Origin of the sequence: uncultured Brachybacterium sp. (assembly GCF_947500705.1) — a bacterium.
Classification (GTDB): Bacteria; Actinomycetota; Actinomycetes; order Actinomycetales; family Dermabacteraceae; genus Brachybacterium.
Map to the genome: position 1 here is coordinate 57,441 of NZ_CANMSY010000001.1, position 14,818 is coordinate 72,258.

Consider the following 14,818-nt stretch of genomic DNA (forward strand, 5'->3'; position numbering starts at 1 on the left):
CTTCGGTACAGATTGCCCCAGCGATCTTGTACCGAAGGTCGATCTCGATGCGGCCAGGCTCGATGCCCAGGGTCGATCCGGCCCGGCTCGATCCGGCCAGGGTCGATCCGGCCAGGGTCGATCCGGCCCGGCTCGCTGCGGCCCTGTTCGACCGGAAGCGCCCCGCCTCGGCGGGGCGCTTCCGTATGCTCGGGAACCCGGAGAACAAGGAGCACAGATGCCGGAGAGCCTCGGTACAGGCGGTCCCTGCGGTGCGGGCAGTCCGCGGAACCCGGACAGTCCCCGGAACCCGGACAGTCCGGGGAACCTGGCCGGTCCGGAAGGTCCTGGCAGTGCGGACGGCCTGCTGGCCGCAGGGCCGCTCGGGCACATGCCCGCCTACGGCGCAGCCCACCTGTCCCTGCTCGCCCTGCTCGTGGTCGCCGCGATCGCGCTGGTCCTCTGGTCCCGCGGCTCGGCACCGCTGCGGGTGGACCGGACGCTCCGCGTCGCGGGCTGGCTGCTGCTCGTCAACGCCGTGCTCTGGACGGCGTGGGGCTTCATGCCCTGGGCATGGAACCTCCACGAGTCCCTCCCGCTGCACTATTCCGACGCGCTGCGGTTCCTCGTGCCGTGGGCGTTGATCACGCAGGCCCGGTCGGCGATCGTGGTCAGCTGGTTCTGGGGTCTGACCCTGAACCTGCAATCCGTGCTCACCCCGGACGTGAACTATTTCGTGTGGGTTCCGCTGGAGTTCGCGCAGTACTGGATCGCGCACGGGGCGGGGCTGCTGGCACCGGTGGTGCTGGTCTGGGGACTGGGCTATCGGCCCACCTGGCGGGGCTACGGCCTCGCCTATGCGGCGACAGTGGGGTGGGCGGCGATCGCCTTCACCGGCAATGCCCTGACCGGGGCGAACTACGGCTACCTCAACCGAGCCCCCGACGGCGCCTCGATCCTGGACCTGCTCGGCCCGTGGCCGCAGTACCTGCTGATCGAAGCGGTGCTGATCGCAGCGGTCTGGGCACTGATGACCTGGCCGTGGGTGGCGCACGACCGGCGGGCGGGCACCCCGCTCGCCGGTCGCGGCGGGCTCCTGCGGCGCCCGCTCGTCTCTGCCGGCCCTCAGGCCAGCAGCTCGATCTCCGCCAGCCGGAGCAGGCCCTCGGAGGTCGTCACCACCAGGCGGTGATGGAGACACGGCCGGGGGTCCGTGATCTCGAAGGGCCGGGTCTGCCGGCGCCAGCGGAAGCTCTGTGCAGAACGGGCATCGAGCACCGTCCAGCTGCTCCCGTCGTCTGATCCCTCCAGGCGCCAGGCGATCGGGTCCCCTCCCGTCTGCGCGGACGAGGTCAGGGTGAGGAAGCGGGCCTGCTGCGGCTCGCCCAGCTCCGGCAGCTCGATCACCGCGCTCGCGGTCCCGAAGGCGCGCTCGGTGCGCGAGTCGTCATCGTGGAGCGGGTCCGACGGGTCTGCGGCGAACAGGTCCCGCAGCGGCTGCGGGCGCTCCCCCGGCGCGCTCTTCGAGGGCGGGATCTCGCCCCAGTCCTCGGGCTCCGCGTCGAGGCGCAGGTGCAGGCGGCCGCGCAGGTCCGCATGGTCGATCCAGGAGTGACGGTGCTCCCGGCCATCGACCGTCATGCCGGTGATGCAGGCATCCTGCGGGTCCTTCGCCTGGGTGGTCACGGAGAACGGGGTTCCCCCCAGGGGACGCACGGTCGCACGCGGGAACAGCGGCGCCACCAGGTGGTAGCGACCGGTTCCGAGCTGCAGCGGATACAGGCCCAGGGCAGTGAGCAGCCACCAGGCGCTCATCTCGCCGTTGTCCTCATCGCCCGGGTAGCCCTGGCCGATCTGCTCGCCGACGAAGAGCCGGCGGTGCACCTCCCGCACGATCCGGGAGGCCTCCTCGGGGGCGCCCACGTGATGGAAGAGGAAGGGGATGTGGTGCGAGGGCTGGTTCGACATCCCGAACTGACCCATCCGCACCGCGCGCGCCTCGACCATCTCGTGGATGACCGTGTCGTAGCTGCCCTGCCGATCCGCCCGCTCCGGGGTGTCGAAGAATTCCTCGAGCCGTCCTCGCAGCATCTCGCGGCCGCCGTACAGCGTGGCCAGCCCCTCACCGTCGTGCGGGACGTGGAAGGCGAAGTTCCAGCCGTCGGTCTCGGTGTAGTCCCCGCCCCAGGCGCGCGGGTCGAACTCCTCGGGGCTCTGCGCGAACGCGCCGTCGGCGCGGCGGCCCTGGAAGAACTCGAGCGCGGGGTCGAACAGCAACGGGTAGTTCAGGCTGCGCGCCGCGAGGTAGTGCGCCTCCTCGCGCAACTGCCCGGCTGCCGCGACATCACCCTCGGTCTCGGCGCGCTGTGCGAGCAGCTCCGCCTGGGCGGCGAGACCCGCATCGTTGATATGCGCCTCGAGCGCCCAGGACACGGATTCCTCGGTGTCCGTGTCCACGTAGCCGGTGAACACCGCCCGCTCGTTGCCCTTTCGCCCCACCTCGGGGAAGGGCGGGGCCACGGTGGCGTTCCGCAGCCCCGACTCGTAGGCGGAGAGCGAATCGGGCAGGGGGACCCCTTTGACCTGGAGATCCGCGAAAGCGATATCGCTGCTGGTGCCGGTCATGCAGTCCGCATAGCCCGGCGCGGACCAGCGGGCGATCCAGCCGCCCTCGCGGTACTGCTGGACGAATCCGTCCGCGAGCTCGGCGGCGAGCTGCGGATAGAGCAGCGCATAGGCCGGCCAGGCCGTCCGATAGGTGTCCCAGAACCCATGGTTGACGTACATCTTCCCCGGGATCACCGGGGCATTGGTGCGGGTTGCGGTCGCGGCTCCCTTGACCGGCAGCACGGGGCTCGCATGGACCGGCTCCGGACGCTCCCGGCTACCCGCGTTCTCCCAGTACGAGGTGGGATAGAGGTTCAGCCGATAGAGGTTGCCGTACAGGGTGCGTCGCTGGGCCGGAGCGGCATCGGGGACGTCGATCACCGTGAGCCGCTCGGACCAGGCCGCGTGGGCGTCCGCGCGGATCTCCTCGAAGCTGCGCTCGCCGAGCTCCTGGGCGAAGGTGCGCTGGCACTGCTCACGCCCGAGATAGCTGGTGACCAGCCGGACCGTCACCCGGCGGGTGCCGGGGGCGAAGGTCAGCACGCTGCCCCGGCTCTCCCCCCGGGCCCGGTCCACGGAGATCGGCGCGGGATCCACCTGCCCCAGGAGGTACATGCGGGTGGCGCCCTCGGTGCGGGCATGTCCCAGATCCGGGGAGGAGTCCACCCAGGCGTGCAGACGGCCATCGAAGACGGACCCTGCCGCATCGACCCGCGAGTTCTCGTCGATCCCCTCGATCAGCAGGTGCGGGCTCTCACCCTGCTCCGGCAGATCGATCTCGCAGATCGCGCCGTGATCGGTCGGTGCCAGCCGCATCGTGATGCCGCCATCCAGCGCGACCTCGTAGAGGTCCGGCCGCGCGGTCTCCCGGTCATGGTCGAAGGCTCGCGCTCTGGCCGTCGGGCTCGCATCCGGCGTCACGCCGAGCAGCGGCATCATCATCAGCTGATGACGATCCCCCATCCAGGGGCTCGGCTGGTGGGACAGCGCCATGCCCTGGAGACGGGGACGGTTGTCCGGACCATTGGCACGGTGGTATTCGTACACCCATCGCCGGGTGCGCGCGTCGGTCGCCGGGGTGAAGAGGGCGAAGCCGTGGGGCATGGCGGTCAGCGGCAGGGTGTTCCCGCGGGAGAACTCGCCCGAGGCATGGCTGCCGCGGCGGGTGTCGACCCACGCCACCGCGTCCTCGAGCGGCGGGTCTGCGCGCGGCACCCCCAGGTAGGGCCCGTCGATCCAGCCGATGAGCTGCGCGTCCTCCGCGCTCTGCGGGTCCTCTGGCGCGTCGATCGCGTCGATCGCGTCGAGCAGGTCGCCGTCAGGGTCCGCCGGGGCGTCGAGCACCAGGAGCACCTCGGTGATCGTCCGGCCGACGAGATCTGCCACGCCCACCTGCACGTCGTTCCACTGGTCCGCGGAGAGGATCTTCCCGTCGCCGAGACCGCGAGCGGTGGCGGTGGTCCCGTACTGGTCCAGGGGTGCGCGGTCCGAGAGCCGGCTGCCGTCGTCGAGCACCAGATCGATCGCCGCATATGTCGCGCCCCAGGTCTGGGACGTATCCAGCGCAGGATGCACGAACCAGCGCAGCACCTCACCGGCGGCGATGGTCCGCCCGGCGAGCGCATCCGCTCCCGGGAGGAGGGGTACCGCAGTCTCGGCGCGCAGTCCGGCGCTGCCCGAATAGCGCAGGGCGGACGGTGCGAGGAATCCGGCGCCGTCCTTGCTGCTCGGCGGTCCGACGGGACCCTGGTCTGCGGTGACGATCATGCGCGTCAGGGTATCGACTGCCCGTCCCCGTGCGGGACAGGCATGGCCGGGCGTGGGAGTGCACCCCCATCCCGCGGCCGTGCCGAGTACGGAATACTGACCCGAGACGCCACACGAACTCGGGGAGAAGTCATGGTCTACGCTCAGCCGCCGCAGGGGCGCCCGCTGTCCTCAGGGTCCCCTCGCCCCCGGCGCCCGATGTGGCATTGGCTGCTGGTCGGCGGCGTCGCCGCCGTCGGACTGCTGGTGATCGCGGTCTTCGCGATCTTCATCGCTTTCCAGGTGCTCACCCGCGGCAATCCGCAGGAGACCGTCGATGACTTCTACACCTCGCTCGAGACCGGTGACTGCGAGCTGTACGAGAATTCCACGACAGAGCAGTTCCGGGAGGGCTTCGGCCTGACCAGCTGCGCGGACTTCGAGGCGGCCTTCTCCGCCGGCGGCACCGCCGACTACACCGTCGACGACCGGGTCAACCGACAGGGCTACGCGATCTTCGACGTCACCGAGTCGTTCACGAGGGACGGTCAGCCGTCGCAGACCCAGGTACGCTTCTTCGTGCGCCGCATCGACGGCCAGTGGGACCTCGACGGCCTGCAGCCGATCGATGAGGACACGCCCCCGATCGAATGATCTCCGGACTCCGCAGGACCGGTGCAGCGGACGCAGGGCCGACGCATCAGCCGGGTCCGCGCGGCGCCGCATCCCGCCGATGGCTGCGGCATCTGGCCTGGTAGGACTCGGCATCGCCCACCTGCGCGGCGGTCGGCTGCAGCGCCGTCGCTCCGTCGTCGACGAGCCGGATGTGGAAGGCCGCCTCCGTTCCGCAGACCGTGCACACCGCTGTCAGCTTCACCACCTCCTCGGCCAGGGCCATCAGCGCGGGCAGCGGGGCGAAGGGCTCGCCGTCGTAGGTGATGCACAGCCCGGCGGCCTCGACCTGGATCCCGGCGTCGAGCAGCCTGTGGATCACGGGCACGAGCGGCGGGCCGAAGAACTGGGCCTCGTCGATCGCGATCGTGTGGGGCCTGCCCTCTCCGATCAGCTCCAGCAGCTCCTCGGCGTGCTCGAGCATGCGGGCCGGGAGCGACCGCCCGGCATGGGAGCTCAGCTGATCTGCGCCGCCGCGCTCATCCAGACGGTGACCGACCACCTCCACCCGCAGTCCGGCCAGCCGGGCGCGGTGGACCCTCCGCAGCAGCTCTTCGGTCTTGCCGGCGAACATCGGACCCGCGATCACGTGCAGTCGTCCTGCCTCCATGGGGCGCATGCCCTCAGCCTACGTGCGGGCGGCGAGGTCCGCCCTTCGTCGTCGGCGCAGTTCGCGCCGCTCCCACTGCGGCCGGGATCATCGTGGCAGTACAGTGCCGGGATGAGCACTCGGCGTCCCTCCCCTCTCGCGGGCCGGAAGCCCACCAAGCAGGATCTCGCCGCCTTCGCCACCTCGGATCCGGAATCGATCGACGATGTGCTGCCTGATCCGGCGCAGGACCCACCGCTGCGGCTGCTGATCGTCGGCATCAACCCCGGCCTCTGGACCGCAGCGGTCAACGCCCCTTTCGCGCGGCCCGGCAACCGATTCTGGCCCTCGCTGCACAGGGCGGGCCTCACCTCCCGGCTGGTCGACGCCTCCCGCGGGCTGGATCCCGAGGACGAGCAGGACCTCCACCGACGCGGCATCGGCATCACGAATCTGATCGGTCGCGCCACCGTCCGCGCTGATGAGCTGGGACGCGAGGAGCTGCAGCGCTCCGGCTCCCGGCTGATCACCCGGCTGGAGCAGCTGCGACCACAGACCGTCGCGATCGCAGGGATCACCGCGTTCCGCTCCGCCTACCGCCTGCCCAAGGCACGGCTCGGCCTCCAGGACCCGGACGAGGTCACCGGCTGGCCTGCTGGCGTCGCACTGTGGGTGGTGCCGCAGCCGAGCGGGCTGAATGCCCACGCCTCCGTGGCGTCGCTCGCCGAGAACTGGCGCGAGGTCGCCCGCAGCGCCGGTATCCAGCACCACGACGAGAGCTGATCACCTCCGGCGGACCGGGCAGGGCCCCGGATCGCCGGGGGATCTCTTCGGCATCCCCGAAGAATCGTGACCCCGGCGGAGCGAGCGCGACCGCGTCGGAGGCGTGAACGACATCCCCGGTCACCGTCGTTCACAGGACGTGCGCGGACGCACCGCAGGGCGGATCGTGCAGGGAGCACCCCTGATCCGACGACCAGCCCTGATCCGACGACACTGACGAGCGGAGCCCTCGTGTCCCCCAAGCCCCTGATCCTGAACCTGTTCGAGATGAACTGCGTCGGCCACATCACCCACGGGCTGTGGCGACTGCCCGGCAACAACCGCCACCGCTACACCGACCTGTCCTACTGGACCGAACTCGCGCAGATCGCCGAGTCCGGCGGGTTCACCGCGATCTTCCTGGCCGATGTGGTGGGCGCCTACGACACCTACGGCGGCTCCGCCGAGACGGCCCTGCGAGAGGGGCTGCAGATCCCCAACAACGATCCGATGCTGGTGGTCCCGGCGATGGCCGCGGTCACCGAGCGACTCGGCTTCGGGATCACCTTCTCCACGAGCTACGAACCGCCCTTCGCCTTCGCCCGGCGCATGTCCACCCTGGACCACCTCACCGGCGGACGGGTGGGATGGAACATCGTCACCTCCTACCTCCCCAACGCCGCCCGCAACTTCGGGCTCGCCGACGAGATCGAGCACGATCACCGCTACGAGATCGCCGACGAATACCTCGAGGTGGTCTACAAGCTCTGGGAGGGCTCGTGGGAGGACGACGCCGTGGTGCGGGACACCGACGCCGGCATCTACGCGGACCCCACGAAGGTCCACCGCATCGACCATGTCGGTGAGAACTTCTCCGTCGCCGGCCCGCACCTGTCCGAGCCCTCCCCGCAGCGCACCCCGGCCCTGATCCTCGCCACCGCCTCCCCGGCGGGCGCCCTGCGCGCCGGGCGCCACGCCGAGCTGGTCTTCACCCACGGCCCGCTGCTCGAGCGCACCGTCCCCGCCGTGCGCGCCGCCGCCGAGGAGGCCGGTCGCGATCCCGCCGCCCCGAAGTTCGTGGTCCAGGCGGCGGTGATCACGGCCCGCACCCAGGAAGAGGTCGACGCCAAGCTCGCCGAGTACCGGGAGCACCGCTCGACCGAGGGCATGCTCGTGCACCAGTCGATCCCGATCCGGGCGCTCGAGCATCCGCGCGAGCGGACCATCGCCGAGGCACTCGAGGTCGAGGGCCTGCCGGCGGACACCCCCGTGGGCCGCCGTGGCGCTGCCTCGACCGTCGGCGACCTGCTGGATGCTGTGGACGAGGCCTGGCAGGACCGGTTCTTCGTGGCCGGCACGCCGGAGGAGGTCGCGGATGCGATCGAGCACTGGCTCGATGTGGAGGGCATCGACGGGATCAACCTGCGCCAGTACCACTCCTTCGACACCGTGCGCGACTTCGCGGAGCTGGTCTCCCCGATCCTGCGGGAGCGCGGCCGCCTGCCCGAGCTGGAGGGCACCCTGCGCCGTCGACTGAGCGGGAGCGACCGGCTCCCGGCGGAGCATCCCGCTGCGCAGTTCCGCGGCGCTTTCACGGATCAGGGCGTCTGAGCAGCGGAGCGCTCGATCTCTGCCGAGCCGGTCTCCGGCACCCCGCTGAGGGTCCCGATCAGCCGGCACCACACCCCGCAGCAGCACCCCGGGGCGTGAACCGCCGGACCGGGCGAGCTCGCCGAAATGCTTGCGACGGACGGTCCGGCGTGGAAGTGTGGAGCGGACCCAGGCGGGGCGACGAGGCCGAGCTGGATGCACTCTCCCCCGCACGTCGAGCACGTTGGAGGTCACCTGTGAAACTGCCTTGGCTCACGCCTGTCCTGGACCAGAACGGTCCCCTGATCTCGGTCCATCTCGACACCACGCGGACCGATCCGCAGGCCGCCGGCGAGCTCGAGGCGAGGTGGGCGCAGCTGCGTTCTCGGCTCGGTGCGGAAGGTGCCCCGCAGTCCCTCCTCACCCAGATCGAGGACACGGTCCTCAGCCCTTCACCTCTCGGCGGTCGCCACGGACGCTCCCTCTTCGCCTCGGACACCGAGATCCTGGTGGATCGGGTGCTTCCGGTGCCGCCGCTGCAGGAGTCCGCCCATCGCGGGGAGTTCCCGACGCTGCTCCCCCTGCTCCGGCTGATCCCTTTCGCGGTCAGCCAGCTGCTGATCGTGGTGGACCGTGCCGGCGCGGACCTGCATCTGCGCTCCCCGGAGAATCCCTCGATCAGCCGAAGTGCCAACGGTCTGGGTGAGGACGCGACGGTCGAGGGCGGTCACGACGTGCTCCACAAGGCGAGCCTGGGCGGAGGAGCCCAGCACGGCTGGCGGGCGGACAACTACGAGGCGCGGGTCGAGGATTCCTGGGAGCGCAACGCCGATGCTGTCGCCGGGACGGTCGAGAAGATCCTGCGGGAGCGCCAGGTCGACATGGTGATGCTCAGCGGTGACGTGCGCGCGATCGGCCTGCTGCGCGATGCGCTGGGCCGGGAGACCCGGGAGCGGCTGATCGAGGTCCAGGGAGGCAGCCGCGGCGTCGCGCTGGACCGCGGCCCGTTCCGCGAGGAGCTTCGACTGACCACCGACGACTTCATCGCAGCCCGCCAACAGGAGCTCGCGGAGCGGTTCCGGGAGAGCCAGGCCCGCGACGGCGCCTCGGTCGGAGGGGCGGCGGAGGTCTGGCAGGCCCTCTCCCGCGGCCAGGTCGAGGAGCTGGTGTTCGTCACCGGTCACGAGCCCGCCGGCATCGAGGAGCTGCTGCGCGGGGCGCTCGCCACCGACGCGGCCATCTCCGCCCTCCAGGAGGACGCCGACGGGATCCCCGAGGGTGTCGGGGCACTGCTGCGCTGGCGCGATGAGACCACTCCGTCCAACAGCATCGGCTCGATGTCCGGAGACGCCCGCCGCGAATGATCGAGGACGGGGAGCGGCGGGCTGCGCCGCTCCCCGGTCCCTCGGTCTCCCGGTCTCCCGGCCCCCCGGTCCTCGACCGTTCGGTCCCCCGCCTCGCGCACTTCTGCAGCGTGCACGAGGATGGCAGGCCCGGAGCACCCGGGGAGCCGAACCCGACGATCAGTGCAGGAGTGACCATGCCCGAGGCCTGGAGCCCGAAGCGCGAACGCCAGTACCAGCACATCAAGGACAGCCAGATCGAGCGCGGCACCTCAGAGGACGAGGCGGAGGAGATCGCCGCTCGCACCGTGAACAAGACCCGCGCCCAGGAGGGCGAGTCCGAGGAGGCGAGCCGCACCTCCGTGGAGGACAAGTCACCCTCGGAGCGCGGCGGCGAGCGCTCCCACTCCGGTGCGCAGGGGCGCACCAAGGATCAGCTCTACCAGGACGCGAAGCGTCAGGGTGTCGAGGGTCGCTCGACCATGGACAAGGAGGAGCTGAAGAACGCCGTCGAGGATCGGTGATCCCGCCGGAGTGAGTCCGCTTGCAGGGGCTTCCCAGGGATCCGGGGGCCGCCTGTAGACTCGGCCCCGGCAACGGGGGAGTATCCACCACGCTGTGCACGTCATCACGAGGACTGTCATCGGTCCTCCGGGCGCAGCGGCCCATCGCCTCGAGCGATGGGTGGAGAGACTCGGGTCATCACCCAAATCTGGAAAGTGCCCTATGACTGTCTCCCCACTCGTCTGGATCGTCACCATCGTGGCGGTCCTCGGCCTGCTGGCCTTCGACTACTTCTTCCATGTGCGCAAGGCGCACATCCCCACTATTCGTGAAGCGGCCATCTGGTCCGCCATCTACGTGGGCATCGCACTGCTCTTCGGCGTCGGAGTGTTCCTCTTCGGCGGCAGCACGATGGGCGGCGAGTACTTCGCCGGCTATGTCACCGAGAAGGCTCTCTCGGTGGACAACCTCTTCGTGTTCCTCGTGATCATCGGGGCCTTCGCGGTCCCCCGCGAGGATCAGCAGAAGGTGCTGCTGTTCGGCATCACCTTTGCCATCATCGCCCGGTCCGGGATGATCGCGATCGGCGCTGCCGCGATCGACGCGTTCGCCTCGGTCTTCTACCTCTTCGGCGCGATCCTGCTGGTCACCGCCGCGAAGATGATCTTCGACGAGTTCAAGGACGAGTCGCAGGACGAGGAGAAGGAGAGTTTCTTCGTCCGCGTCGTCAAGCGGTATCTCCCCGCGACCGACGAGTACGACGGCGACAAGTTCTTCACCATCGAGAACGGCAAGCGCGTCCTCACCCCGATGCTGCTGGTCATGATCGCCATCGGCGCCACCGACATCCTGTTCGCCCTCGACTCGATCCCGGCGATCTTCGGCCTCACCCAGAACACCTATATCGTGTTCACCGCGACCGTGTTCTCGCTGCTGGGTCTGCGCCAGCTGTACTTCCTCATCGATGGCCTGCTGGATCGCCTGGTGTACCTCTCGTACGGCCTGTCGATCATCCTCGCCTTCATCGGCGTGAAGCTCGTCTTCCACGCTCTGCACGAGAACGAGCTCCCCTTCATCAATGGCGGTGAGCCGGTGCACGCGGTTCCGGAGATCACCACCGGCTTCTCGCTGACGGTCATCGTCGGCGTCCTGATCGTCACGGTGCTCGCCTCGCTGATGTCCCCCAAGGGCCGGGCACAGGCCACGGTCAACAACGCCCACCGCGAGGCACTGGCCTACATCGAGATGAGCTACGCAAGCTTCGAGGCGAAGCGCGATCAGATGTACGACCGCATGATCGCGCACGAGAAGATGATCGACTCCCTGCCCGCGAAGTACGAGGACATGGTCGTGGCGGAGAAGAACGTGCGCGAGATCCTCGCGGACGCGCACACCCTGCACGACCGGCGGATCGGGTTCAACGAGCGCGGCGAGCGCTCGGACGAGCTGCCCGAGGGTCTCGTGGTCACACGCGCCGACGGCACCGTCGCGACGGATCCCAGCGGCAACGTCATCACCGTCGCAGAGGAGCAGGCAGTCCGTGCGCAGAAGGAGGCCAAGCATCGGGAGCGCGAGCAGGCCCGTGAGGACCATGCCGCTGCGCGCAAGGGCTGATCTACCACAGCCCACCGGACGGCGCCCCTCGGACTTCTCGAGGGGCGCCGTTCCTGCTCAGCGGCGACCGGCTGGTGCTTCGCCGTCCGCCCGCCGCACCGCGAGGACGAGCAGAACCTGTGCGGCGAGATACGTGGTCATCACCCACACGCTGTGCGCCGGGAGCGTGAGCACCCCGAAGGCGTCCAGGGCGATCAGGGAATCGGAGACCACGAACACCGCGCCGCCGAGCGTCCCGAGCCGTCCCAGGCCGGTGGCCAGCAGTGCCATCGCGCAGATCGCCACCGCGTAGATCAGGACCGCGGGCAGCAGCCTCCCGGCCCCGAGGGCTGAGAGCGCGACGATCAGCAGTGCCACGAGCAGGTAGATCAGGACCGCTCGAGGGCGGCGCAGCCACGAGCCATGCCGCCACGGCCAGAAGGCGACCGCATAGAGCAGCTGCGCGATCAGGAAGCTGCCCAGCATGCCGAGGAACCCGGGCTCTCCGCCGACGAAGCGAGGGATCGTGTCGCCGAGCCAGGAGAAGCCGAGGGCGATCAGGGCCAGACGCACCAGGAGTCCGCGAGGCGCTGCGGTGCCTGCCCAGAGGGCGAGGGCGAGCAGCGGCATCAGGAGCACCTGCGTGACCTCCGCGACCGGCCCGATCCTGAACCACTGCGCCGCCAGGTGCGTGATCCCGACCGCGACCAGGACCGTCATCGCGGCACGCATCGACTGCTCCCTCGCGGCGGCGGGTCCGCGCCCGTCACATGGTCGATGCTTCCTCGCATACCGAGAGGATACGTGCGGCGCGCAGGGTGGGAAAGGGTGGGAAATGACCTGGCCGTGGCCCGAGGGGCGATGGCACCATGCAGGGATGCCTGACTTCGACGCGCCCGTGCCACCCGCCGACCTGGACGAGCTGCTCGCGCTCGCCTCCGCCCATGGCCTCGACCTCGGCGGTGCGACATTGCGCACCGAGGAGATCGGCCTCGACTTCCGGGTCGCGATGGCCCGCGCGAGCGATGGCCAGGATTGGGTGCTGCGCATCCCCCGTCGGCCGGACGTGCTGGACCGCGCCGCAGTGGAGGGCCGCCTGCTGGCCGTGGTGGCCCCGCATCTGGAGGTCGCGGTGCCGGACTGGCGGATCAGCACCTCCGAGCTGATCGCCTATCCCCTGCTCCCCGGCACGCCGGGCCTCACGGTCAGCGCCGACGGCGAGGTGACCTGGAATGTCGACATGGCCTCCACCGTCTACGCCGCCTCGCTCGGCACTGCGGCGGCCCAGCTGCAGGCGGTGGATCCCGAGGCTGCCGCCGCGACCGGCATCGAGGTGCGCTCCCCCGCCGAGGTGCGGGAGGCATGGGGCCGGGACCTGTCCCGCGTGGCCGGTGAGTTCGAGATCGCGCCGTCCCTTCGAAAGCGTTGGGATGCCTGGCTCGTCGAGGACAGCTACTGGCCGCAGCACTCGGTGCTCACCCATGGCGAGATCTATCCGGGCCACACCCTGGTCGAGGGCGAGCGGATCAGCGCGATCCTGGACTGGACCACGGCCGCGATCGGCGACCCTGCCAAGGACCTCATGTTCCATCAGGTCAGCGCGCCGCCGGAAGCCTTCGAGGCCATGCTCGACGCGTACACCGCGGGCGGGGGACGGATCTGGCCGCGCCTGGCCGAGCACTGCACCGAGATGTTCTCCGCCGGGCCGATCGGCTACGGCCTCTTCGCGCTCGAGACCGGCCAGGCCGCGCATCACGAAGCGGCCGCGGCCGCCCTGAACCCGCCTGCCGAGGCCTGACCCCGCCCGCCGAGGTCTGATCCAGTCCTCCGAACCAGGGGTCACGAGCCCTCCCGTCGAGTGACGTGGGCGACATCGCGGGAGTCGGCTCACACCCGCCGTCGGCCGGTGCCTGAGCACTCACCCCCGGGCAGGTCACAGCACGATAACGGGCGCGCCTCCACATCATCGTCGCGTCCCGGTCGGGTCAAATCTCCGTCAGCACCCCTGCAGGTGCTTGATCCGGGGGGCCCCCTCTCCCCTACGGTGGCCGACGTTCGAGACGCGCGCTCCGCCCCTGCGGAGCCGCGAGACCAGCGAGAGATGCGAGAGGACGTGTTCATGTCCAAGCACAGCACGCACGCCACGAAGACCCCCCGAACCTCCACCCTGCGCCGTGGCCTGGCCCGTACCGCAGTGACCCTCGCCGGCGGCGCCGTCGTCGCCACCGGCATGCTCGCCACCGGCACCGCGGCGAACGCCGCGACCGGCTGGGACGAGGTCGCCGCCTGTGAGTCCGGTGGCGATTGGTCGATCAACACCGGCAACGGCTACTACGGCGGCCTGCAGTTCTCCCAGCAGACCTGGGAGGGCTTCGGCGGTGCCGAGTACGCCTCGAGCGCCGACCAGGCCTCCAAGAGCCAGCAGATCGCGGTGGCCGAGCGCGTCCTCGCCGAGCAGGGTGCCGGCGCCTGGCCCAACTGCGGCTCCGCCCTGAGCGGCGGCGCCAGCACCGGCGACGCCCCGGCGCCCTCGGAGCAGGAGGAGCAGGAGGAGGCCCCGCAGGAGGAGGCACCCGAGCAGGAGCAGGCGCCCGAGCAGGAGCAGCAGGACTCCACCCCGAGCCGCGAGTCCGAGAAGCAGGCGAACCGTTCGAGCGAGCGCCAGAGCACCGAGCCCCAGGGCGACTGGAGCTGCGACGGCGACGGCATTGCGGACAACTGCGATGAGAACGGCTTCGCCAAGGAGACCGAGAAGAAGCAGGAGCCCGCCCCGAAGGCTGAGCAGGGGTCCGCGCCGGCCCCGGAGAAGTCCGCGGCAGAGCCCGGCTCGAAGGCCACGGGTGACCTCTCGGTCGCCGGCACTCTCGAGGTGGACGGGAAGAACGGCCCGGAGACCATGAGCGCGCTCCAGGACTGGCTGAACGTCGAGCAGACCGGCGAGATGGATGAGGCGACCACCCTCGCTCTCCAGGGCTGGGCGAACACCAGCCAGGATGGCGTGATCGGCGAGGACACCGTCGCCGGCCTCCAGCACGAGATCGGTGCCGCCCAGAACGGCTCCGACGAGATCGATGAGGACACCGTGGAAGTCCTGCAGACCTTCCTGAACCTCTACTGATCTCTTCCGGCAGCTGCGCTCCCCTCCTCCGGGCCGCAGCCACCGCGCGGCTGCGCCGCATCGTCCGGGACGGCCGGGCCACCCTCACCGGTGGCCCGGCCGTCCGTCGCTCTGCGGGTCGCCGCGCGTCCAGGGGGACGGGCGTGCCGGACTCCCGGATCTGGACCACGACAACCGATGGCAACTTTGGGCGCCGAACCGCCGCCCTTCACGTCGGTGACGGAGGTCTCCTCCGAGCAGTGCTATAGAAAGCCCTGGCAGTAGCGACGTTACCGAGTAGTCCTCGAATTCATCGTCCGGCAACCAGATTGCAAC

Annotated in this window: 12 protein-coding genes; 9 read left to right on the forward strand and 3 right to left on the reverse strand. The window is 70.2% G+C overall.

Features of this window, described 5'->3' with window-relative positions; all coding sequences use genetic code 11:
* Positions 1 to 217 precede the first annotated feature (217 nt).
* Entirely contained in the window at positions 218 to 1,171 is a 954-nt protein-coding gene (locus tag Q0937_RS00285; protein ID WP_299298315.1) for a TIGR02206 family membrane protein, read from the forward strand.
* Here the strand turns inward: Q0937_RS00285 and Q0937_RS00290 are convergent.
* Positions 1,105 to 4,353, reverse strand: coding sequence for a GH92 family glycosyl hydrolase (locus Q0937_RS00290; protein WP_299298317.1), 3,249 nt, complete (start codon positions 4,351 to 4,353; stop codon positions 1,105 to 1,107). The two genes, Q0937_RS00285 and Q0937_RS00290, sit on opposite strands and share 67 nt — an antisense overlap.
* 132 nt (positions 4,354 to 4,485) lie before the next feature.
* On the opposite strand from Q0937_RS00290, the gene Q0937_RS00295 reads away from it, so the two are divergent.
* Positions 4,486 to 4,986 (forward strand): hypothetical protein, encoded by a 501-nt coding sequence (locus Q0937_RS00295; protein WP_299298319.1) that lies wholly within the window; start codon positions 4,486 to 4,488, stop codon positions 4,984 to 4,986.
* 46 nt (positions 4,987 to 5,032) lie between these two features.
* Here the strand turns inward: Q0937_RS00295 and Q0937_RS00300 are convergent, their stop codons facing one another.
* Complete coding sequence (locus Q0937_RS00300; RefSeq protein ID WP_299298321.1) at positions 5,033 to 5,623, reverse strand: thymidine kinase; 591 nt, start codon at positions 5,621 to 5,623, stop codon at positions 5,033 to 5,035.
* A gap of 102 nt (positions 5,624 to 5,725) precedes the next feature.
* Between Q0937_RS00300 and Q0937_RS00305 the strand changes: the two genes are divergently transcribed.
* The 5 genes from Q0937_RS00305 (at position 5,726) to Q0937_RS00325 (ending at position 11,406) form a co-directional block, all read left to right on the forward strand.
* Complete coding sequence (locus Q0937_RS00305) at positions 5,726 to 6,376, forward strand: mismatch-specific DNA-glycosylase (protein ID WP_299298323.1); 651 nt, start codon at positions 5,726 to 5,728, stop codon at positions 6,374 to 6,376.
* A gap of 231 nt (positions 6,377 to 6,607) precedes the next feature.
* Positions 6,608 to 7,966, forward strand: a complete 1,359-nt coding sequence (locus Q0937_RS00310; RefSeq protein WP_299298325.1) for an NtaA/DmoA family FMN-dependent monooxygenase — start codon at positions 6,608 to 6,610, stop codon at positions 7,964 to 7,966.
* Between the two features lie 236 nt (positions 7,967 to 8,202).
* A complete protein-coding gene (locus tag Q0937_RS00315; protein ID WP_299298327.1) occupies positions 8,203 to 9,309 on the forward strand; it encodes a Vms1/Ankzf1 family peptidyl-tRNA hydrolase in 1,107 nt (368 codons plus the stop codon).
* A 176-nt stretch (positions 9,310 to 9,485) separates the two neighbouring features.
* Positions 9,486 to 9,812, forward strand: coding sequence for a plasmid stabilization protein (locus tag Q0937_RS00320; RefSeq protein WP_299298328.1), 327 nt, complete (start codon positions 9,486 to 9,488; stop codon positions 9,810 to 9,812).
* A 202-nt stretch (positions 9,813 to 10,014) separates the two neighbouring features.
* Complete coding sequence (locus Q0937_RS00325; protein ID WP_299298330.1) at positions 10,015 to 11,406, forward strand: TerC family protein; 1,392 nt, start codon at positions 10,015 to 10,017, stop codon at positions 11,404 to 11,406.
* Between the two features lie 57 nt (positions 11,407 to 11,463).
* On the opposite strand, the gene Q0937_RS00330 is transcribed toward Q0937_RS00325, so the two are convergent.
* A complete protein-coding gene (locus Q0937_RS00330; protein ID WP_299298332.1) occupies positions 11,464 to 12,117 on the reverse strand; it encodes a lysoplasmalogenase in 654 nt (217 codons plus the stop codon).
* Positions 12,118 to 12,262: 145 nt separating this feature from the next.
* Here Q0937_RS00330 and Q0937_RS00335 point away from each other — a divergent pair, with 145 nt between their 5' ends.
* Positions 12,263 to 13,183 (forward strand): macrolide 2'-phosphotransferase, encoded by a 921-nt coding sequence (locus Q0937_RS00335; protein WP_299298334.1) that lies wholly within the window; start codon positions 12,263 to 12,265, stop codon positions 13,181 to 13,183.
* A 321-nt stretch (positions 13,184 to 13,504) separates the two neighbouring features.
* Entirely contained in the window at positions 13,505 to 14,503 is a 999-nt protein-coding gene (locus tag Q0937_RS00340) for a transglycosylase family protein (RefSeq protein WP_299298336.1), read from the forward strand.
* Positions 14,504 to 14,818 lie beyond the last annotated feature (315 nt).